General features: G+C 52.1%; 23 protein-coding genes. 9 read left to right on the forward strand and 14 right to left on the reverse strand.

Annotation, left to right across the window (positions count from 1 at the left end; all coding sequences use genetic code 11):
- Positions 1 to 80 precede the first annotated feature (80 nt).
- The 13 genes from V7676_RS14985 to V7676_RS15045 form a co-directional block, all read right to left on the reverse strand.
- On the reverse strand, positions 81 to 566 hold the full coding sequence (locus tag V7676_RS14985; RefSeq protein ID WP_335660525.1) for a phosphatase PAP2 family protein: 486 nt from the start codon (positions 564 to 566) through the stop codon (positions 81 to 83).
- 127 nt (positions 567 to 693) lie between these two features.
- Positions 694 to 822, reverse strand: coding sequence for an entericidin A/B family lipoprotein (locus tag V7676_RS14990; RefSeq protein WP_335660424.1), 129 nt, complete (start codon positions 820 to 822; stop codon positions 694 to 696).
- A 23-nt stretch (positions 823 to 845) separates the two neighbouring features.
- Entirely contained in the window at positions 846 to 1,589 is a 744-nt protein-coding gene (locus tag V7676_RS14995; RefSeq protein WP_335660425.1) for a hypothetical protein, read from the reverse strand.
- Between the two features lie 201 nt (positions 1,590 to 1,790).
- Positions 1,791 to 2,504 (reverse strand): phosphatase PAP2 family protein, encoded by a 714-nt coding sequence (locus tag V7676_RS15000; protein ID WP_335660426.1) that lies wholly within the window; start codon positions 2,502 to 2,504, stop codon positions 1,791 to 1,793.
- A gap of 25 nt (positions 2,505 to 2,529) precedes the next feature.
- Positions 2,530 to 3,105 (reverse strand): DUF1003 domain-containing protein, encoded by a 576-nt coding sequence (locus V7676_RS15005; RefSeq protein WP_335660427.1) that lies wholly within the window; start codon positions 3,103 to 3,105, stop codon positions 2,530 to 2,532.
- An 8-nt stretch (positions 3,106 to 3,113) separates the two neighbouring features.
- Positions 3,114 to 3,734 carry a cation transporter gene (locus tag V7676_RS15010; protein ID WP_335660428.1) on the reverse strand — a complete coding sequence of 207 codons (621 nt, stop codon included), beginning with the start codon at positions 3,732 to 3,734 and terminating at the stop codon, positions 3,114 to 3,116.
- Positions 3,731 to 6,784 carry an efflux RND transporter permease subunit gene (locus V7676_RS15015; protein WP_335660429.1) on the reverse strand — a complete coding sequence of 1,018 codons (3,054 nt, stop codon included), beginning with the start codon at positions 6,782 to 6,784 and terminating at the stop codon, positions 3,731 to 3,733. The genes V7676_RS15010 and V7676_RS15015 overlap by 4 nt, the downstream gene beginning before the upstream one ends.
- Entirely contained in the window at positions 6,781 to 7,818 is a 1,038-nt protein-coding gene (locus V7676_RS15020) for an efflux RND transporter periplasmic adaptor subunit (RefSeq protein ID WP_335660430.1), read from the reverse strand. Before V7676_RS15020 ends, V7676_RS15015 begins: the two co-directional genes overlap by 4 nt.
- 26 nt (positions 7,819 to 7,844) lie before the next feature.
- Positions 7,845 to 9,206, reverse strand: a complete 1,362-nt coding sequence (locus V7676_RS15025) for a TolC family protein (protein ID WP_335660431.1) — start codon at positions 9,204 to 9,206, stop codon at positions 7,845 to 7,847.
- Between the two features lie 3 nt (positions 9,207 to 9,209).
- A complete protein-coding gene (locus V7676_RS15030; protein WP_335660432.1) occupies positions 9,210 to 10,316 on the reverse strand; it encodes a glycosyltransferase in 1,107 nt (368 codons plus the stop codon).
- The gene (locus V7676_RS15035; protein WP_335660433.1) at positions 10,316 to 11,683 is read right to left on the reverse strand and encodes a sensor histidine kinase; all 1,368 of its coding nucleotides are present in this window, start codon (positions 11,681 to 11,683) and stop codon (positions 10,316 to 10,318) included. The genes V7676_RS15030 and V7676_RS15035 overlap by 1 nt, the downstream gene beginning before the upstream one ends.
- Positions 11,676 to 12,353 (reverse strand): response regulator transcription factor, encoded by a 678-nt coding sequence (locus V7676_RS15040; protein WP_335660434.1) that lies wholly within the window; start codon positions 12,351 to 12,353, stop codon positions 11,676 to 11,678. The genes V7676_RS15035 and V7676_RS15040 overlap by 8 nt, the downstream gene beginning before the upstream one ends.
- Positions 12,354 to 12,467: 114 nt before the next feature.
- A complete protein-coding gene (locus tag V7676_RS15045; RefSeq protein WP_335660435.1) occupies positions 12,468 to 12,839 on the reverse strand; it encodes a PepSY domain-containing protein in 372 nt (123 codons plus the stop codon).
- A 216-nt stretch (positions 12,840 to 13,055) separates the two neighbouring features.
- Here V7676_RS15045 and V7676_RS15050 point away from each other — a divergent pair, with 216 nt between their 5' ends.
- The 3 genes from V7676_RS15050 to V7676_RS15060 are packed head-to-tail and all read left to right on the forward strand — an operon-like array spanning position 13,056 to position 15,039.
- Positions 13,056 to 13,505 carry an ion channel gene (locus V7676_RS15050; RefSeq protein WP_335660436.1) on the forward strand — a complete coding sequence of 150 codons (450 nt, stop codon included), beginning with the start codon at positions 13,056 to 13,058 and terminating at the stop codon, positions 13,503 to 13,505.
- Entirely contained in the window at positions 13,502 to 14,272 is a 771-nt protein-coding gene (locus tag V7676_RS15055; protein WP_335660437.1) for a DUF2334 domain-containing protein, read from the forward strand. Before V7676_RS15050 ends, V7676_RS15055 begins: the two co-directional genes overlap by 4 nt.
- Positions 14,269 to 15,039 (forward strand): glycosyltransferase, encoded by a 771-nt coding sequence (locus tag V7676_RS15060; protein WP_335660438.1) that lies wholly within the window; start codon positions 14,269 to 14,271, stop codon positions 15,037 to 15,039. Before V7676_RS15055 ends, V7676_RS15060 begins: the two co-directional genes overlap by 4 nt.
- A gap of 117 nt (positions 15,040 to 15,156) precedes the next feature.
- Here the strand turns inward: V7676_RS15060 and V7676_RS15065 are convergent, their stop codons facing one another.
- A complete protein-coding gene (locus V7676_RS15065; RefSeq protein ID WP_335660439.1) occupies positions 15,157 to 16,179 on the reverse strand; it encodes an IS110 family transposase in 1,023 nt (340 codons plus the stop codon).
- Between the two features lie 47 nt (positions 16,180 to 16,226).
- On the opposite strand from V7676_RS15065, the gene V7676_RS15070 reads away from it, so the two are divergent.
- The 6 genes from V7676_RS15070 (at position 16,227) to V7676_RS15095 (ending at position 21,291) form a co-directional block, all read left to right on the forward strand.
- Complete coding sequence (locus V7676_RS15070; RefSeq protein WP_335660440.1) at positions 16,227 to 16,787, forward strand: glycosyltransferase; 561 nt, start codon at positions 16,227 to 16,229, stop codon at positions 16,785 to 16,787.
- On the forward strand, positions 16,784 to 17,752 hold the full coding sequence (locus V7676_RS15075) for a hypothetical protein (protein WP_335660441.1): 969 nt from the start codon (positions 16,784 to 16,786) through the stop codon (positions 17,750 to 17,752). Before V7676_RS15070 ends, V7676_RS15075 begins: the two co-directional genes overlap by 4 nt.
- A complete protein-coding gene (locus V7676_RS15080) occupies positions 17,749 to 18,279 on the forward strand; it encodes a DUF2141 domain-containing protein (protein WP_335660442.1) in 531 nt (176 codons plus the stop codon). The genes V7676_RS15075 and V7676_RS15080 overlap by 4 nt, the downstream gene beginning before the upstream one ends.
- 16 nt (positions 18,280 to 18,295) lie before the next feature.
- Positions 18,296 to 19,465, forward strand: coding sequence for a glycosyltransferase (locus V7676_RS15085; RefSeq protein WP_335660443.1), 1,170 nt, complete (start codon positions 18,296 to 18,298; stop codon positions 19,463 to 19,465).
- Between the two features lie 260 nt (positions 19,466 to 19,725).
- Positions 19,726 to 20,478 carry a protein-L-isoaspartate(D-aspartate) O-methyltransferase gene (locus V7676_RS15090; protein ID WP_335660444.1) on the forward strand — a complete coding sequence of 251 codons (753 nt, stop codon included), beginning with the start codon at positions 19,726 to 19,728 and terminating at the stop codon, positions 20,476 to 20,478.
- Between the two features lie 87 nt (positions 20,479 to 20,565).
- Positions 20,566 to 21,291: a hypothetical protein gene (locus tag V7676_RS15095; protein WP_335660445.1), complete on the forward strand. Its 726-nt coding sequence runs from the start codon at positions 20,566 to 20,568 to the stop codon at positions 21,289 to 21,291.
- The last annotated feature ends 36 nt before the right edge of the window (positions 21,292 to 21,327 follow it).

A 21,327-nucleotide genomic window follows, 5' to 3' on the forward strand; every position in this document is an offset into this window, starting at 1 on the left:
ATATCAACCAACCCGATGGAACCAAATACTCGCCTATTTTAAACTGGCATCAGTCTCAAATTATCTGACGACGGACAGTTTCAGACGTTACTGCGCCGCCACAGTTTGATCGTGGATTTCGTGCAATTTTTCCTTGTTGTATTCTGCGGTCTTTTTTTAACATTCCAAGCATCGCTTTGTCGCCACGTTAGAAAGGCTCGTTGTAACGCGGCAACCGCACAAACGGCAAATATGCCCACAAATCCCCCCGCAATCATATCGCTCAGATAATGCGTGCCCTCAATCGGCGTTGAAAGGAGCATCGCTCCATTCATTAGTATCAACGGCCAGCGTAAATATTTGGACTGCCAAGCAATGGCAATAAAAATAACAGCCGCAGCGGTATGGAAACTGGGCGCGCAAACCAGACCCTGCAAAGTGCCTAGATCTACCTGACTCATGATCCTTCCTTGCAAGAGCGGCAGCAATTCTGCCTGATAAAGTGCGCTGGTAGGCATGTATGTGACCGGGCCTTTCCAAAGATAGGCCAGCGGACCGACGGCTGGAAAGGCAAGAAACAGTGCCAGCGTACATCAATAAGGCTCAGTCGTTGGGTAGGCTGGTGCGCTCGCTAGCAGTAGCGCACTTGTTATTGCTGAGAAACTCATATTTTCGCGCTCTTTTCCGTTGGACTATTTTACTTGAAAAGGCTGACTATTCAGCAGTGTCGCTGACCGCATCTCCGGCTGACTCGATGTCCTCACCGACACCGCGCACGGTGTTGCAGGCGGAAAGCACAAGGACGGAAATTGCCATCACGGCTAGGAGGGATTTCCTAAACATGTCAGGTACCTTTGATTGGATTGTTAGAAGGAGGTGTTTTTTGTTGTGGGCCGGAAAAAACCTTCCAGTTCATCAACAAGATCAAGTTCGGTCACGGCAGCTTTTGCCGCCATTTCCTCGTTTTTGACGGAAAGATACTCGTCGAGCGAAGTTAGTGAATCGGCAAAGCGTTTATTTAATCCCGGGTCCGTCACCCTGCCCTTGATCTCATCCCATTGCTGATGGGCGAATTTCGTTGCTTCTTGGGCATCAGACCAGCGCTTTGGATCAGATTTAAGATCAGCCTGAATACGAAATCCGGCGTAATCCAGTAAACTGACCGCAACCGGTATCTTGGCATCAGGGGGAAATGCGCTGACAATCAACTTATAGCCTTCAACAGCAGCCAATGCGATATCGGATGGTTTTCCGGCGTCGATTGCTGTTTTAACATCCTTTAAACGGCCATCGAGGGATTTGATGGCTTCGGGATCAAGTTGACCGGCGATACCGGTTGCGGATTCTTGAGCTTTGGTGAAAAGCAAAGCCAGTTCGTCTGGCTTGGCGATAAATGCTTTTTCGGTCAGGGCTTCGAAATTTTCAGCTGCTGCTGCTAATCCAATGGGCGAGATCGCCGTTTCATTTTGCGGGACGACAACCGTTTGGTCGCCGCCATCCGTTCCTGCTTTGGGTGATTGAGATGAACCGCATCCCGACAAAACAGCGACCGCCAAAAGCGGCAATCCAATTTGGCTAATTCGGAGGGTTTTGAAACGCCAATTGCTCATGATTTGGTTCCCATAATCACCGACTCCATATTGGGGCGGCTGCTATCGAAACTGTTTAGGTGAACCAACATTGCACTGCTATTTCGGCAAGTATACAAAACCCCAATATGTGTGGGTGTTAAAAGACTTCTGCCCATCCAATCCAAAACCGAGTGGCATAAGCAATTGCGCTAGGTGCAGTAAATCAGGTTATTTCTAATTTCAATCCAGAACCGTATCTTCGACCACGGGCAGTTTGACCAGCAAAGCCCACAGGCAAGCCCAAGAAATTCCGAACATCCAACCCGCCAGAACATCGCTCGGCCAATGGACCCCCAGCGCAACACGGGAGACGCCGACTGCCAGCGTCAACATCACAGCTACACAAAGCACAAAAATCCGAGTCTTCAGATTGGGTTCGACACGCATGAAAAGAACGGCAATCGTGAGATATACGATAGCCGAATTGGCTGTATGGCCGCTGGGAAAGCTCGCGCTATGTTCGATCACCATATGGTCAACCAGCGTCGGTCGGCGCCGCTGAAAGAATCCCTTGAGCAGTGTTACCATTAGGCTACCGCTGAGCGTGGCCCCCAGAATCACAAGCGCCATTCGGTGCGCGCCTTTCATATATACAAATGTTACGGACCCGGCGATCATAAGGATAATAACCGTGGTCCCCCCGAGCGTTGTAAAATCGAGCATTGTTTGGCGTAGCCATGTTGGTCCGGCCATTGTTCGCAAATCAGCGGATTGCCTGAATGCCAATAGGATGGTTTGATCAATATTGGCTAACTCGCCTTCAGCGATTTCTGACCAAAGCCATAGAAATAAAAGCGCGGTAAGCGATACACTCCCAAACAGGAGGATCAGCCGGAGCGGTAACTTCCGTTCCGAACGAAACTGGCTGGACAAACGATCAATGAAAGAATTCATGTGACTGCACTTTCCGACATGAGGCTCACTTCTGCATGGCCCGCAGCAAATCGAGCATTTCTTTGTGTTGGCTCAGAAGTTCTAGATGCTGTTCAGTTCGCATGACATCCAGCTTTTCCTGTAATCCCAAAATCTCGATTTCAGAACGCAGATTCACTTCATAATCATGGGTTGCAGCGATCCGGTCTTTTTGTGCCTGCCTGTTCTGGCTCATCATGATGATGGGCGCTTGGATCGCTGCTAGCATCGACAGCACAAGGTTCAGGAAAATAAATGGATAGGGATCAAATGCGGAGTTTGATCTGGCAAGAACAACAGAGTTCATTCCAACCCATGCCAAAAGGAAAATAAAAAAACCGAATATGAACGGCCATGAACCGCCGATACTGGCTACTTTATCCGCCGCACCATCCCAAAAACCTTCTTGTTTTTCAGCAAGTTCACCTGCGTCAACACTAATCGGTTTTCGCTCTGAAATTCCATCAATAACACGCCGCTCTTCTTTCTCTAACGTACGGGAATCGGCGCCCAATATTCGATGCGCTAATGCTAACGTAATCCTTGCTGGTGACATTCCAAATCCTCCGATTTCAAAAAACAAATTTCATCTCATGGGGTAGCGCGGGCTTTCCCTTCGCGGTGAGCCGCTTGCCATATTTCGAGTGCCGCCCCGGCATTTATCAACGCGATAGCAAGTCCAACGATCAGATCCGGCCACGGCGACAACCAAAAAAGCGTAGTGATTCCAGCAGCGATGATTGCGGCATTGGCGAACACATCATTTCGTGCTGATAGAAAAGCTGCCTTGCTCAAACTGCCACGACCATGATGGTGAGCGGACAAACGAACGGCGCAAACCAGATTGACCAGCAAAGCGCCTGCGCCAGTGATCGTGAGCGGAATAGCCGAAGGCGGGACGAAACTGTTGAACTTTAGCCAAGCAGTCCAAAGCGCCGCCAGAGAAGGTACGAGAATGATTGCACCGAGCAGAAATCCCAATCGCGAACGCGCCTTGAGCGACCAGCCGATGGCTAGCAATATAAGCAGGTTAACTGATGCATCTTCCAGAAAGTCGATACTATCCGCAAACAGTGATACCGATCCGATATTGACGGCGACGATGAATTCAACGACGAAGTAAGCGAGATTGGCTATCGCCACGAATTTGACCACCGATCGAAAAGCATCTGAGTCGACATTGGGCGCGTTGGCATTATCAGTTTCGCTCATGCTTTACTCTGCTTACCTGCGCTCCTGTTTCGTTTTTCAAACACAATCAAACAGGCTGGCAGGAAGAGCAGCACCAAAGGTACAGCGGCGATCAGCCCGAATATAATGGCCGTCGCGAGTGGCTGCTGTAAACCAGCCCCCCGGCTTAGACCCAGCGCCAGCGGGCTCAGCGTCAGGATGGCGATCAGGGCGGACATAAGGATCGGCCGCAAGCGTTTCTTACCTGCTTCATGGAGCAATTTCGCTGACACAGTCTGACTCTTGTCGATTTCCGCGAGGAAGAAGATGATCAGTTCGGCAACCATACCGACCACCATTGTTAGTCCAAGGAGGGCCGAAATATTGAGTTCTATACCGGTTATCCATAAGCCCATGATGACCGCCGATGCTGTGAGCAAGATAGTTGCCATCGCCGAAGCGGTCCAACCGGCGCGTTCGAATAAAACCGTTAAAAGCAATGTGCTAAGTAGCATTGCTGCTGCGAACACCATTGCAAGGTCAGCGAAACTTTTTTGTTGCTCGGCATACAATCCACCATAGTCGGTGCGGATTGACGCAGGAAGTTTGAGGCCTGCAACTGTGGTTTTGATTTCGGTCATGGCTGATCCAAGATCACGGCCATCCAGTCGCCCCGTCACGGCAATAAACGGTGCCAAGTCTTCTCGGGTCAACTGGCTCTGCCCTGCATCTATCGAGACTGCCGCGACATTTGCTAAGCGAATTGCGCTTCCATCTGGCGCAACTAGCGGCAGGTTTTCGATTTGATCTATCGTGGTGCGAATATCTTCCGGCGTGCGAACGCGGACGTCAATGAGTTGCGCCCCGATGCGCACCTGCGTTGCCGCTGTGCCGCCTATTGCAGCTTCGAGCTGACTTGCGATATTGTCCGGATCAAGCCCGAATTGGGCCGCTGCACCCGGATCAACTACGATACCAATGGCGTCACCTGCGACGCGTAATCCATCAACAACTTCAACCACGCCCTGCACTTTCCCGATGGCATCGGCGACAGTTTTTGCGGCTTTGCGCAAAGCTTGCGGGTCATCGCTGAACAGCTTTACCTCAATGGGTTGCGGAACCGCAGTTAAATCGCCGATCAAATCTCCCATCAGCTGGATAAACTCTATTTCTAATCCAGGAACCTCGGCTTTAATCTTGTCCCGTATTTCACCCATTACAGCGTCTATGTTTCGACGCGAACCACCTTTTAACCGGACAAAATAGTCGCCCTGATCGGCCTCTGTAAGGCCGCCGCCCAATTGCAATCCCGTGCGCCGAGAATAGCTTTCGACTTCCGGAGTTGAAGTGATGATGTTTTCCACGCGTTTGAGCAGTGCATCAGTATCTTCGAGCGCCGCACCAGACTGCGCCTTATAATCGAGAACAAAGCCACCTTCATCCATTTTTGGCATGAAACCGGAAGGGACATTAAGCCATGCCAGATAGCCGAGGGCGGCCATGATCAAGCCTGTGAGCACAACAAAGCTTCGGGCTCGGGCAAATAGTTTCTGACCAGCACGGTCATAGCCGGTCAACAATTTATCAAGAAGTTTGCCTGCTTTTTCCGCTGATTCCGCATCTTTCTCGCGCAGCCAATAAGCGGAAATCAAGGGAATGACGAAACGGGCGAAGAGAAGCGAAACTACAAGCGCGGCAACCATCGTAATAGCCAATGCCTTGAAAAATTCTCCGGTTACTCCGCTAATGAATGCTAATGGTAGAAATACGACAATAGTCGCGCTGGTCGATCCAAGGAGAGGAATGCCCATTTCCGCGGCCGCTTCCAGTAAGGCCTGCGGAGTTCGCGCGGCATTTTCCTGCATCCTACGCATCATATGTTCGAGCATGACCACCGCATCATCGACTACCAGGCCGACTGCCGCGGCCATCCCGCCAAGCGTCATCATGTTGAAACTCATGCCAAGCGCAAATAATATCAGGCAGGTGGCCGCTAGCACCGCTGGCAGCATCAGGCCGGTAATTACCATCAGCCGACCCGAGCGCAGGAACACGAACAGCACGACGCCCGCCAGCAGCGCGCCCAACAAAATCGCATCGCGGACCGCATTGGCCGCGCCAACCACCAGTTCGGATTGATCATAATAGGTCGAAACCTTCACCGAATTCGGCAGTTGCAACTCTTGAAGCCTTTTATCGACTGCTTGGACAATAGCCACCGTATTGCCTTTAAGAGCCTGTTTGACATTGATCAGAACGGCGCTTTTGCCATCGGCAGTGACACGGGTGAATGCCGGTGCGCTGGACGGTTCTATGGTGGCGATCTGCCCTAGTGTCACGACGCCAGCACCGGCACTTGCAGCCTTGACTGGGACTGCCTCAAGATCACTTATATTGGCAACCCTGTTTTCCAGAAGGGCGAGATATAATCTGTGCCGGTCTTCGATCTTGCCGAGCCCGCGTATATTATTGGCTTTGCCAAGTATCGTTACCACATCATTCAAGCTGATTCCGAGAGATGCCAATTTGCTGGGATCTATATTGACCGCGAATTCTTGCGGAGCGCTGCCAAGTATTTCCACGCCTGCAACGCCTTGGACCGATGTCAGGGCAGGCAATATCTTGAGTTCGGCAATATTTCGCAAGGCCACGGGGTCAAGATTGTCCGAAGTAATCGCATATCCGACGACAGGAAACAGTGTCGGATCAGACCTACGCACATTGAATTTGGAACCGGTTGGAAGATTGGGGAGCAATGTCGCCAGAGCTGCTTGTGTTGCCAAAGTGGCGTCGACCATATCGTCGCCCCAAGCGAAATTGAGCGCAACCTCTGCGCTTCCCCTGCTGGTGGTTGAGCGAATGCGCGTGACACCAGGAACGGCACGCAATGCCACTTCGATTTTACGGGTGATTTCGGCTTCCATCTGCGCGGCATCGCGATCTCCCGCATCGACCGACACGACCACGCGCGGGTAATCGATATTCGGAAACAGAGCGACTGGCAGCCATGTTGCTGCCGTGATACCGCCGATAGTCAGCAATATGACTGCCAGCCAGATTGACCGTGCGTGAGCGCTAATGATTTTGGTCACTTGGTGCGGACTTTCATGCCGTCTTCCAGCGCCGTTACACCGTCAACTGCGACCTGTTGTTTAGCGCTCAAACCTTTGGTGACGCTGACCTTATTGCCCATGCGCGGACCGACAGTTATATCGACCCGTTTGGCAGCGCCCTTTTCGATAACATAGACATAAGGCTGGCCGCCATCATCGAGCAACGCGGCGTAAGGAATGGTAAGTCCGCTTGCATTGCTGCTCAGCAGAATTTTGCCCGTCAGACTTTCACCTGCGCCAATTTCATTCTCGTTGGGGATGAGCACATAAATCGACGCCAGTTTTGTTTGCGGATCGACCACAGGATCGACCGATTGCACAGGCACGGCAAGCGGGTCTCCGCCTCCTGCTGCTGTAATTTCGACATAGCTTCCGGCTGGCACGCGGCGCGCCAGTGATGGATCAATACCGAACCTTGCGCGAACATCGCCGTCCTTTACGATGGTCACCACGGGCGTTGCGGCAGCGACTAACTGGCCAGGGACGGCTCCAATCATCTGGACAAAACCAACGTCGGGCGCGCGCAGTGTCAGCGCGCCGCTGCGGTCTGCGAGGCTTGCCCGAAGAGCATCTGCGGATTGTTTCGCGGCGCGGGCGGCTTCAACCTCAGCGTCGCTGACAAGCCCGTCCGCACGCAATCGCTGCATCCGCGCATATGCCAGATTTGTAGTCCGGGTGCCCGCGCTTGCCGTCGCCAGTTCATATTTCGAAGCCGGACTGGGCACCAGTCGGACTAACACCTGCCCTCTTTTAACATTGCTCCCAACCGGCGCATTTATCGATTGCACAATTGCTTCTATCGGCGAAGACAGAGTGTATTGCCCTACCGATCCATTTTCTGCCGCACCGTAGATGGTGATTGTCTCGTCAATAGAACCGGTTGCTACAGCCGCTGTTTTAACCAGTGCCGTCGGGTCTGGCGCAGCCGTATCGGTCGAACCGGAACATGCTCCAAGCGCTAGCATTCCCGCAAACGCAATTGCTATTGCAGGCTTCTTTCCCCAAAATATCATATTTCCACCCGAACCTATTCCCATCTCTAATTCCATGCTTCTTGCGGCCCGCCCACGAGCATCTCCAAGGCGATCATTTGTTCCGCGATCGCCTGTTCGATCTGGACCAGCAGAAAATGCTTGTCCCGCACCGATTGTTCAGCAGCTTCCGCTGTCGCAATTGCCAGATCGCCGCGCTCAGCTGCGCGCCGTGTAGAGAGTGCGAATTTCTCGATTTCCGGAAGCCCGTCCATAATAGCTGCGCGCTGCTGCCGCGCTATATCTATACCGCCAATAGCAGCGGCAATATCAGATCGGGTCTGGAATAGCCGCGAATCATATTCCGCCAGCAGTGCCTCTCGGGTCGCGCGCTCGATGGCAATACCGCCGCGATTGCGGTTCCAAAGCGGCAAAGTCAGCCCGACGGCCGGACCAAATAATGTTGAGCGCCCGGTATCGCGGGTGCCGGTGAGAGTTAAGTCAAAGGTAGGAAACTGGTCGAGCACCGCCTTGTGAACTGCTGCTTCTTGGGCATCATAACCGGCCAGCAAAGCGCGCAAATCTGTTCTGTATTTACTCGCAAACGCAAACAATTTCGCACTATCGACGGCCCTTTGTGGCAAAACCTGCGGTGCCAAAGCTAAATCATAATCCGGTGGCAACCCCAACAGGCGTCGCAACTCATATTCCGCTGCTGTCAGGCTCGTTTCGGTTGTTTGCCGGTTAGTAAACGCATCAATCGACGATAGCCGGGCAGATTGGACCTGATCGGCAGGAATATCGCCGCGACCAGAGGCCCTTAAATATCGAGAAAGGAGTGACCGCGCTGATGTCTCGCTGGCATTGGCAATTGCCAGAGCCTTGCGCAATTCTAAAACTCTGACAGCCTGCAATCGGGCGTTGCCCGAGATTTGCCATTCTGCCCAAGCAAGATCGAGCCGCACCTGCTGGTTTGACGCCTTTGCCTGTTCTCGCAATACGCTTCTTGTGCGCAGTGAGTTGAGGCTGAACCCCAGCGCGGAAAAAATATTCGCGGCAACTGGCGGTCCGCTCACGGGCTCGTCAATGCCCATGCTAAAGGAAGGATCAGGCAGCAAGCCCGCCGCAAAAACCTGTGCATCGCTCACACCCGCCCGCGCGCGCATGGCTTTCAGGTCGGGGTTGGACAACACCGCAATTATAGCGATTTGATTGGGATTGAGCGGAGCTGGAAGGTCAATCGAAACAGGCGTCAGATAGGGCCGGTCAATCTCCGTAGCTTGTTGCGATAAAACCGCTGCAACCGGTGCCTGCAATACCGCTGCCGAACCCGGATCGGAAATCGGCTTGGGCGTATAATGCGCGCAGGATGCCAGTGTCAGGCTGGCACAGGCTAGTATTAATTGACTTCGAAGAGTTGTTCTTACCATATGCTATGCCATCGCTTTTGAGATGATTTCGACATGGCTTTTGATACCATTTTCGACCGAATACGCTTGCGCTATCCTCGCGAGGTTATTGGGCCGCTGTTGATTCAGGCAGTCGTCGATCATTTCAGCGATTGCTCCAGGGCTAGACTTGTCGGCGACACGACAACATTTTGCCTGCCCGAGAATTTCTTTGGCTGCAAGAAAACAATCGGTCGTAATAACCGGGCAGTTCGCACCCAACGCTTCAAAGACCACAGCTGGCAACCCTTCGTAAATAGAAGTTAGAACAAACACATCTGCCTTATTATACCATGATGCGACATTATCAACGAAACCCATCAGATCCACGCGGTGTTCAACACCAAGTTCCCGGCAAAGTCTTTCGCATTGGTCTCGCTGTGGTCCGTCACCGAGTATCACCAACCGCGCGTCTTTGTCTTTGATCAGAGCAAAGGATTGTATGAGCAGGTCCAGCCGCTTTTGAGGCTCGAACCGGCCCACTCCCAATATAATCTTTGAGGTAGAATCCCTGATTTGTTCTGCCGGTTTCGCAATCATATCATTGGTCACATAGGGATTGATAACGGGCTGAAATTTCAATGCTGCGTCAGGAAAATGCTGAGATAACAAAACTGCTTCTGCATGACTTAATGGCAGAACCGCATCGGCAAATACAAAGGCGCGTCGGTAAAAATATTTGCGAATTGCGGCAAGCGTTCTGCCGTCAGCGCTGCGAATGATCGGATTGGTCGTTTTCAAAACCAATTTGGTATCAACACCGGATATTTTAACAGCTAGCGCGGTAATCCAATTCATATTGTTGCATGTGGAAACCACGCAATCTGGTTGTGCGCGCCTTATTGCTCGAACGAAACCCATCAGGTTCCGCGCAAGGTCGGCCGACCTGTTTGTCTGTCCGTCAGATAGAAATGTTAATTTTACCTCATCGTCAATGATCGGTTTTAACGCTTCAGAGCCTGGCCCCCCGTCACATGCAATGACATAGTGGACCGTGTAGCCAGCCTGAACGAAACCATTGACCAAAAAGCAAGCTACGCGGTCGATGCCGCCGAACCCCAGCGTATGTTGAGTAAAAAGGACAGTTTTCATTACAGGTTCGTTTTCAAACCAAAGCTTATTGTAACTTTCAAACCGGGCTGATTGTCCGATAAAGCTAGTTGCGCGCCATGGACATCTGAAATAGCCTTCACCAAACTGAGTCCTAGCCCATTACCTGATGTTGTGCGGCTCTCTTCCATTCTAGCAAAGCGGCGCAGCATTTCTTGTTGGCGCTCTTCTGGAATCCCGGGACCATTGTCAGAGACCACAAGGTCGATCTCTTCGAGGTTTTCGGTAATTTGCACAAGAATTTGCGAGCCTTCCGGTGCATGGCGCAAGCTATTGTCGAGTAGATTGGTTAGCATTTGACCGAGCAAATGCCGGTTGCCGGTAACTATGCAATCCGGTTCGATTTCGCATTGCATATCAAATCCAGCATCATGCGCAGCTGGCTGGTAGGCTTCGCAAATCTCCGCGACGATCCGGTCAAGACGCTGAGGCTTGAAGGTCGATTTTATGTGACCGCCCTCGATCTCTGAGATGCCGAGAAGCGCAGAAAACATGTCCAGCATTTCGTCCGCCTGCACGATGGCACCTTCAACGGCGCTGCGCTGTTCGGCAGGCTCCAGTTTTTCCGACAGGCTCGTTTCTAAATTTTGCCGCAAGCGGTTGAGCGGACTGCGCAGATCATGGGCAATATCTCCCGACACCTGACGCAGGTTTTCCATCAGGTCGCTGATACGATCAAGCATGGCATTAAGCGTCTGTGACAAACGATCAAACTCGCCGCGCGATCCATCGAGCGATATTCTCTGGTTCAGATCACCGCCGATAATCGCTGATGCCGTCTCGTTTATCCCACTAAGCCTTCGACGCAGCAACCGTGTCAAAACGACGCTTCCGCCGACACCTATTAAAAATATTGCTGCAAAGGCCATCAGAAATTGCTGCGTCAAGACTTCACCAATTTCTTCTATTGCTTCTTGATCGGCAATCACTACCAAACGGCCGCCATTACTAAGAGCGATTGTATAGGCACGCGCCTGATCAGTTCCTTCATCTTCATCGACAAAATTTATAATCGACCACCCGGTCTTGGGTGTTTTGGCTTGCATCTTGCCTGCAACGCGCGTCCCTTCGTTGTCGGTCAGAATATATCCCATCTGTGTAATTCCGCCTTGTTCCTCGTGTCGCACGATCTCATCGGACAAAGCTGTCATTCCGTCGGATTTATACACACTCAAAAGATCATTGGTTTCAGCCATGATACGGCTATCAAGCTGCTGCTGGAGCGCATCCCGGGCAGAGGAATAAACTGCAAAACCGAGAATGGCGGTCGCGATCATAAAGCAAACGGAATACAGCAAAGCCAGTTCGCGCATCGAACGCGGCTTGAAGATGCGCGGAAAATTACTCATCAGCGGCAATCATGTAACCGGCACCGCGAACCGTAATGATCGCGTCTTCTGCATGTCCCTCGTTCAGTTTGGAGCGAAGGCGACTGATATGGGTTTCGACGATGTTGGTTTTGGGGTCAAAGTGAAAGTTCCACACCCGCTCCAATAACATTGTGCGCGTTACCACCTTTCCGGAATTCCGAAGCAATTCTTCGAGCAGTGAAAATTCACGCGGTTGCAATTCAACCGGATTGCCACCTCGCAAAACCAACCGCTTTAGCCTGTCCAACTCTATTCCATTCGCTGACAAAGTGGATTCCGCCGCTTCGGGTTGGTGCCGGCGCACCAAAGCATTAAGTCGTGCGTGCAGTTCGGAGAACGCAAAGGGTTTTACCAGATAATCATCAGCGCCCGAATCAAGTCCGTCCACTCTGTCTTCGAGCCCTGCTCTTGCAGTCAGCATCAATATCGGAACCGTCTCGCCAGCGCCTCTTATTGCGCCAATTATTGCAATGCCGTCCATTCCCGGAAGCATCCGATCCAGAATGATAACGTCAAAATTTCCGTCGGTCGCATGAAAAAGCCCATCAGGGCCATTGTCTGACGCTGTGACAAGATGACCAGCCTGTTCCAGACCTTGAGCGATGTAATCACTCGTATTTTTGTCATCTTCAACTAACAGAATTTTCATGCGTTATTTCCCAATAGACGAGGTTGAACAGACAAAGTGCGCCATTGCAAGGGGGGAGAATTTGCAACAGCGCACAAAGTCAGGACCAGAAACTGATCCACAATGGAAAGACGCCTAGTTCTGGTTGGTTTCGGCTTCTTCCAAATCTTCGTCGTCTGTTTCTTCGCCTTCGTCCTCATCACCATCGTCGATTTTATTTTCGAGGACGGCACCAGTATTGGCGTCTACTTCGACTTCCCGAATGGCATCACCTTGCTGTATCTCAAACTCGTAGACCATTAGGCCATCTTCATTCTCGAGCTCCGACTCGAGCACTTCTCCCGGTGCGGCTACCAAAGCAATGCTGGCGGCCTCTTGTTCGCTAAGGGCAACGCTAGCGGCCTCCGTTTGTCCCGCGATAGCAGGAACAACAAAAGCGGTACCGACTCCTACGCCTGCAATTCCAATAACGGCCGTGGCGGCGATGATTTTTGATTTACGCGTCATACTATTATACTCCTCTAGTGGTGGCCCGGCTGGTGCGACCCGAAGGGTTTCCAACCGGACCTTGAGCTTGCCATTAGCTACAGTCAGATTACCTCCAAATTACCGTAAATATACAGTTTCCCAATGTTTGCTGTTCTTGATTGCGGGATGCAATTTCGCGCCATATCGAATGTGAAATCTTCCCAAACAGAAGGGCAATTTCGTGCAGGCGATCCAATGAATATACCGCTGTTCCTTCAAGCTTTTCTGCTATCGATCGTAGCAGTTCTGGCGACTAGTTTCTTGCATTATGAATCGGTTCACAGGCTTGATTTGCTTGCGCGTAGGCCGGGTAGCCGTCGTCATTATGTAATGCTGACGATCATTTGCGGAATCATTGCAATCCATCTCGCCGACATCTTTTTTTATTCACTTGTTTACCGTTTTGCCATTGGTACATTGGGCCTCGGCACTATTAGCAGCGCCACGATTTCCAGTCCGATGGAAATGTTTTACTTCGCCGCCGAAACCTATTCTTCCTTGGGGCAAGGGGATCTGCTTCCAACCGGTGCAATCCGGATCATATCAAGTATCAGTTCACTCAATGGCCTTTTGCTGCTCGCATGGTCCGGTTCGTTTCTTTACGCGCTAGCTCACCGTCCGCTGCCATCGGACGATTTCATATGACAGCCAACCATCCTATGCTGCTCACATCCATTCACGATGTCAGCCCGCGTTTTGAACGCGAGATAGACGCGCTGTTTGATCGACTTGCTCCCATTACCGGCACCAATCATCTGGCGATGCTGGTTGTTCCGGATTATTGGGGCGTTGCTCCCCTCCAGAAATCTCGATCATTTCAACGGAAGCTACGTGACTGGTCTGGACAGGGTGTGGAGATGTTTCTGCACGGGTGGCATCATCGGGCCGATTGTCTCCCGCACAGGCGTCTCGACTGGGTGCGTGGTAATTTCATGACAGCTGGCGAAGGCGAATTTCTGGCAATGGACCGGCTGAATGCGGTGCAAAAAATGCGCGATGGCCGCAAATTGATAGAGGATATAATAAGCAGTCCGGTTAGCGGTTTCATTGCCCCTGCATGGCTATATGGCGAGGGCGCGCTGGAGGCCATGCGCGACCTTCAATTTTCGATGGCGGAAGATCACTTGCGCGTCTGGAACCCCATTTCAGGCGAAACACTAGCTTCTGGCCCGGTTGTTACATGGGCAAGCCGCAGCGCCGTGCGCACGGCATCTTCGCTGGCTTTCGCGCGAATGGCTCCCGCGATCTTGTCCCACTTTCCGGTCGCCCGTGTCGCGGTCCATCCCGGGGACGTTTCCAAAAGCTCAATATTGACGAGCATCGATCATTGCATGGCCCGCCTGCTTGCGCAGGGCCGGACTCCAAGCCGCTATTCTGACCTTCTTACCGCAACCGAAAGGTTGGCGGCATGAAGATACTGGCATTTCTGCACAGCTTTGAGCCTGGTGGCGTCGAACGGGTAGCATTGCGGCTTGCTGAACATTGGCAGAAGAACGGCCTTGATGCTCCGGTTTTCATGGGCCGCCCTGATGGTGCTGGCCGAATTAAAGAAGCGAAGCGACTGCGTCTGATTTATCCCGTCAAGCCTCCCCTAAGCCCAGCCATGCTCGAGACTTTGTGGATGATTGCCACATTGCCGGGCGTGATCCGGCGCGAGCGACCTGACGTGCTGTTTTGCGCAGGCAATAGCTATTCGGTTGTTGCGGTGGCGATGAAATTGCTGCTCGGCTCCGATTGCCCGCCTATCGTCGCAAAGATCAGCAATGATCTTGAACGGCGCGATTTACCTCGTCCGGCGCGCTGGCTTTATCATCTCTGGCTTCGCATCCAGGCCCCATTCCTGGACCATATTGTGGCCATGGAAGAATCCATGAAGCCGGAAATCGCGAAGCGGTTAGGTGTATCTGATGACCAGATAGCCGTTATCCCGGACCCGGCCATCAGTAAAACCGACATTGAACAGCTTGCAGAATTTCGTAAGAACTTAGCCCATGAGAGGAATGGCCGCGCCTTTGTCGCGATTGGACGGCTGACCATCTGTGGACGCCCCAAAAAACGCAAGCGGTATTTGAGAGGTTTGACACGTAGTCGGATGCTGCCATCTGTCCGGCCTCTTGATGCAGTGATGATGACTGCGGGCCCGTATGGGAGTTCGCGGACCGGAACCACATCACCCTAAGCGTGCTGATGAAGCACGGTGGTTAGCTCTGGTTCTTCCGATCCCGTCTCGCCGACTGTTTTGCCATACCCTCCTTCGACCGCCTACGTCTTCTGACGACCTCTGGTTCGCAAACGGCTATGCCGCTGCGACCGGAGCCTTATAAACCTCTTCTCCTGTCAACAGCGCCCAGACAATGCGGGCGGTTTTGTTGGCGAGTGCGACTGTGACCAGCATACGCGGTTTGCGCGCCAGCATCTGTTCCAGCCACGATCCTTTGGGCGCACCGCGCTTGCTGGCTTGGAGCACAACGGCGCTGCTACCGATGATCAAAAGCCTTCGCAGCGTGCGTTCGCCCATCTTTGATATCGCGCCGAGCTTCTGCTTGCCCCCGGTTGAATGCTGCCTCGGCGTAAGCCCGACCCAGGCGGCAAAGTCGCGGCCCTTGGCAAAGGTTCCCGGCGGCGGTGCAAGCGCGGTAATCGCGGTCGCCGTTATCGGCCCTATTCCAGGGATGGTCATCAATCGGCGCGCAGTCTCATCTTCGCGGGCGCGCCGAGCGATCTCTTTATCGAGTATTGCGATCTGACGGTCCAGCGCCGCTATCTGGTCCAATAATATCATCAATATCGATCTTGCACCCTGAGGAATAGTTTGCGGGTCATCAAGCAGCGCGGATAGCTTCGATAAATGGGCCAGGCCTTTGGGTGCTATCCAGCCATATTCTGTCATATGACCGCGGATCGAGTTACTGATCTGGGTGCGTTGCCGGACCAGCAAATCCCGGCCACGAAATATCACCGCCGCTGCTTGCTGTTCTTCCGTCTTCACAGGCACAAAACGCATGCTAGGCCTCTGGGCTGCCTCACAGATCGCTTCAGCATCTGCAGCATCATTCTTCTGGCGCTTCACAAACGGCTTTACATAGGCAGGTGCGATCAATTGAACGTTATGGCCCAACTTCACCAACTCGCGTGCCCAGTGATGAGCCCCGCCGCACGCCTCCAATACAACGCGGCAGCTTGGTAACTCTGCAAAAAACGGCAGGAGTTTGGTCCTGCTGACCTTCTTACGCAGCAGAGCACGACCCGACGCATCAGCGCCGTGCACCTGAAAAACTGACTTTGCGATATCTAACCCAATTATGCTAATTTGCGACATGAACGCCTCCTTCTAATGGTGTTTGACACCTCCACTATGGCACATCAATGCCGTCAGGGGGCGTCCACCCCATCACCCAAAAAAACCTACCACTTATGCTGCGTGCCTTTGCCCAAGGCTCGATTAGCAGCGATACGCTAACCCTAGTTGGTGACGGCCCGCTACGGAAGTCGCTGGAAGCGCAAGCGCGTGCGCTCGGGCTTTCGGACCGTGTTCACTTTACCGGTCATGTTACGGAGATAGGCCCGTGGCTTGCGAAAGCCGATTTTTACCTCATGTCTTCGCACTATGAAGGCGTTCCGGCGGTCATCGTGGAAGCACTGGCTGCCGGCCTGCCGATCATTACCACAGATTGTAGCAATGCGATTTCGGCCATGCTCGATGGCGGCAGGCTTGGCCGTATCATTACAAACGGCGACGAGCAGGAAATGGCGGGTGCAATCAAATTTGCCGCTCCTGATTTTCATTTGAAGGCGGAACGCATTGTTATGGCCCGGAAATTCACCCTCGAAAATTCTACTCGCCTCTACACCAACCTTTTTTCTGAGCTTGTGGACCGGTCATGTAGCGAACCGGACTTTCAGCAAATTAGGAGCTTGAAACCATGAGTAACGGCGAATCCGCTTACGGGCCATATATTCCTGTCATCCGCAGTGGCCACAGTTCGGGCGAAACTATTCCGCAAAATCTGGTTCAATTAAATACAAAAGGAGCCATCTGGACACAGTGGATTGGCCCTCTCGTTGCGCTCGGATTTCTGGCTGTCGTTTTTTACGAAGTCCGGCATCTCGATTTTGCCCAACTGGTGGCTAAAATACCGACTCTGCCCTCATTCTGGCTGCTTTTCTTTGCTTATTACTTCTCAGGGCCGATCTCTGAATGGTTTATATACCGCCGGCTCTGGAATATTCCGCCGTCAGGTTTTGTTGCATTGGTCCGCAAATTTATAAGCAACGAGATTTTGCTCGGCTATCTCGGAGAGGTCTATTTTTACGCTTGGGCAAGGCGCAGTACACAAATCGACGCATCGCCCTATGGCGCGATCAAGGATGTAACGATCCTTTCTGCGCTTGTCGGCAATGGCTTTACGCTGCTCATCTTGGCGGGGCTTTATCCGCTATTCAACACGCTGGAATTTGGCGGATTTGCCGATACAGCCTTCTATTCGGTTGGATTTGTGTTGCTGACCTCGTTCGTCATCATGTTGCTACGGAACCGGTTGTTTAGTCTGGTAGGCCCAGATTTGCTGTATATTTCATGGGTCCACAGCGCCCGCATAGTCTTTACGACAACGGCCAGCGCACTGATGTGGCATTTATTACTGCCCGAGGTTGATTTCCGATGGTGGCTTCTTTTGGCGGCGGGGCGGTTGCTCATTTCACGGCTCCCTCTTCTACCGAACAAGGACGTCATGTTCGCCGCGTTTGCCATCGCGATTATCGGACATGATAGTGCAATTGGCGGGCTCATCGCGCTCATCACCTCACTTCTGCTCATCACCCATCTGGTGATGGCTACAATTCTCGCAATTCCGGAAATCGCGCGCAACTCGCGCAAGGGGAAAATCATATGAAATATCTATACCTGATGGTGGCTGCTGCCACGCCGTTGCTGCTGGCCGCGCAAAATGTTCCATCTTCGCCAGATTTAGGAAAAGCGGAAGGTCGTTGCCGCGGCGGTGAGAGCGGTCCTGCGATCAAGGTGTCGGTCACGGGATTGAAAGACCGGAAAGGAAAACTGAAACTCGAAGTCTATCCATCAAATGACAATGATTTTCTGGAAGATGATAACAAGCTCATCAATGCCGGAAAGACATTTCGGCGTGTCGAAGTTTCAGTCCCGAACTCCGGGACGCCGCAATTATGTATCCGAGTGCCCTCCGCTGGCAGCTACTCGCTATCCTTACTCCATGACCGCGATTCCAATCGCAAATTTGGACTTTCGGTAGACGGGATTGGTTTCTCATCCAATCCGAAGCTGGGATGGTCTAAACCAAAAGCCGCCGCCACCCGAATAACAGCCGGGTCGGGCGTTACCAGAACCACAATCGTGATGAACTATCGCCGGGGCCTCACAAGTTTCCGTCCCTTGAAAAACTGAGCGAAGGATAAAGCAGATGAAGATTGTCGATGTTTGTGCATTTTATTCACCCCAAGGCGGCGGCGTCAAAACATATATCCGGCAGAAGCTCGCTATTGGACCTAGTCTAGGCCATGAAATCGTCATTATCGTTCCGGGCAGCGCGCATAGCGTGGAAGAATTTGGTCCATCAGCAAAGATCGTTACCATACCGGGCAAAAAATTTCCGCTCGATGGTCGCTATCATTATTTTGATGATGCCGATGAAGTGCATTCCGCTTTAACGCGGGAACGCCCCGATTACATCGAAGCCTCCTCACCCTGGAGTAGCGCTTCCATCGTTGCCGATTGGCCAGGGGCAGCGCCGCGCTCCCTCATCATGCACGCTGACCCGTTATCGGCTTATGCGTATCGCTGGTTCGGAAAAATTTTCGCGCGATCGACGATTGACCGGCAGTTTGATTGGTTCTGGCGGCATCTGCGGCGTTTGGATAGTCAGTACGATCATGTCATTTGCGCTGGCGACAGTCTTGGTGAAAGGTTACGAGCAGGCGGATTAAAACGTATAAGCACCGTGCCGATGGGAATCGAGCATAATGTTTTTTCTGCATCCCTGCGCCAAGACGAATTGCGCAAGGCAATGCTCGCGAGGTGCTCGCTTGGCCCTGATGCCACACTTCTGATTGCAGTGGGCCGCCATGCGGCCGAGAAAAGATGGCCGCTGGTGATAGGTGCAGTGACCGCAGCTGGTGCGCAGCGGGCCATCGGATTGATACAAATTGGCAGCGGCGGGGAGACATCCCGCCTTAAACGCGAAGCCCGCGCTAATCCGCACATCCAGTTCCTGAAAACAACCGATGACCGCAAGATGCTCGCGGCGATGCTGGCAAGTGCTGATGCGCTGATCCACGGTTGCGAAGCGGAAACATTTTGTATGGTTGCGGCCGAAGCACGAGCATGCGGTCTGCCGATCATCGCACCGAACCAAGGCGGCGCAGCGGATCAGGTAAAGGCCGGTGCTGGATTGACCTATGTATCCGGAGATTCCCTTTCAGCAACAAAAGCTATTATCTGCTTTGCTGATAATAGTGCGGAACTTGCAAGGCAGGCACGGGCGAAATCAGGCAACGTCCAGAGTATGGAAAACCACTTCCGCAATCTGTTTGGGCTCTACGAGGCCCGGTTGGAGAAATCCCGTGCTGCATGACAAGATTGAAAGTGCTGCACTCATATCGGTAGATCCAAGGGACCTGAAAATACCAGCCTTTCGCAGAGAAATTCCAACAAACGGATTGATCCACATACCGCGCGAAAATGATGAAACAGGCTGCAACTGTCTTGCCGGGTTTGTTCGAATGCTGATTTGGGCGTCGCGCAACAATGGCTATTGAAAATCGATTCAATGCTCAGTTGAGTGCAACGACGCGACATTGGGGGCCCAGTTCATTCGCTCTAGCAATGATGGCAATGTCTTCCTTGCTCCTTATGGGCATGTCGGAAAACAAAGTTGAGGGAGGCAATATTCAACAATCGAGCGAAGCGCAGCTCGAAGAATTCGGCTTTACCAAACAGCGGGAATTGATGGCCTCGAAAATAGATAAACAGGTCCGAAAATCAGGTTTTAGGAAAAAGCGTCGGCTGCGACCGATCATCGAAGCCATTGGCACTACTCGGCGACATCTTTTCGTTCCAGAAGATGTCAAGGCCAAGGCTTATGCAAATCACCCCTTGCCTATTGGCTATAATCAGACAATTTCCGACCCTTATATCGTTGCAATAATGACCTATGTGCTGGACCTAAAGTCAAGCGACAGGGTTCTCGAAATAGGCACCGGTTCAGGCTATCAGGCAGCTATTCTCAGTCCACTTGTCGACAAGGTATTCACGATTGAAATTGTCGCGCCATTGGCTGAACGGGCCAGCAATTTGCTCAACGCGCTAAAGCACCAAAATGTCGAGGTCCGTTCCGGAGACGGCTATCGAGGCTGGCCGGAGCAAGCTCCATTTGATGCTATAATCGTAACAGCGGGCGCATCGCATATTCCACCTGACTTGTTGGAACAGCTAAAGCCCGGCGGTAAAATGGTCATCCCTGTGGGAGAAAATTTTTGGGAGGAGGAATTGATTTTGCTCACCAAAAAAAAGAACGGAAAGATTGTGAAGAAATCACTTGGTCCCGTTTTTTTTGTCGATTTTACGGGGGAAATTAGGGAGCACTAAAGTGGAGAGTGAAACCGACCGTTAAGGTGCCAGTTCGCCAGAAATAATAGCATCCACATTACCGTTGAAATTGCTCTGGATAGAGTTTTGCTGTTCCCGATAATTGAAGGGCTGACGCCAGATCAGAAGAACGAGCGACAAGAGGCCTATGATCGCGACATGGCTACGATTGATTCTACAAATTGGGGGAAGCAACCCGCCAAATTACTGGAACAAGCACAAAGAATGGCGGATTCAGAGATTGATCGCAGAAAAACCGCGGAAACCAAGGCCTCTATCTATCTCGCCGTTCTAGCAACACTGGTACCACTGATAGTCACGATCCAAACTGGAATTTGGGAAAATAAAATCGGGCCCGCGCCAGCGGTCCTGCGCTTCTCTCTAATCTCAATTGCCATTATCTATTCAGCTGCAGCAGGTTGGTACGCTTTTTCCGTTCTTCGAGTATCCGGATTCCATACCATTGGTATCGGCGAGCTAGCGACATCTTGGTCCAAATCCGAGCCGCCGGGAGAATTGGCCAAAAGAACCCTGCACCGCATGCGGAAATCACAAGATGCCGTGAACAACAAAGTAACACGAATAAAAATGACCCATGAACACCTTCTCAGGGCATTTGGATTTTTTATAGCGCTGATGCTTATAGATCCCGCGACATACACCATCTTCGCAATTCAAGGTCAAGCGGTAGCAACCGCTCCCAAGACGCAAAACCTGCGCTGCGATTCAAAACATAACGTCATTGTTAATTTTGAAACGGACAGTCGGAATAAACGCCCCAAAAACTCAGAAGGTCGATCAAAAAAAGAATAGCACTTGTCTCATCTGGATAAAGTCTCGGGTGATTTT

The sequence above is a fragment of the Parasphingorhabdus sp. genome, from assembly GCF_036963805.1.
Classification (GTDB): Bacteria; Pseudomonadota; Alphaproteobacteria; order Sphingomonadales; family Sphingomonadaceae; genus Parasphingorhabdus.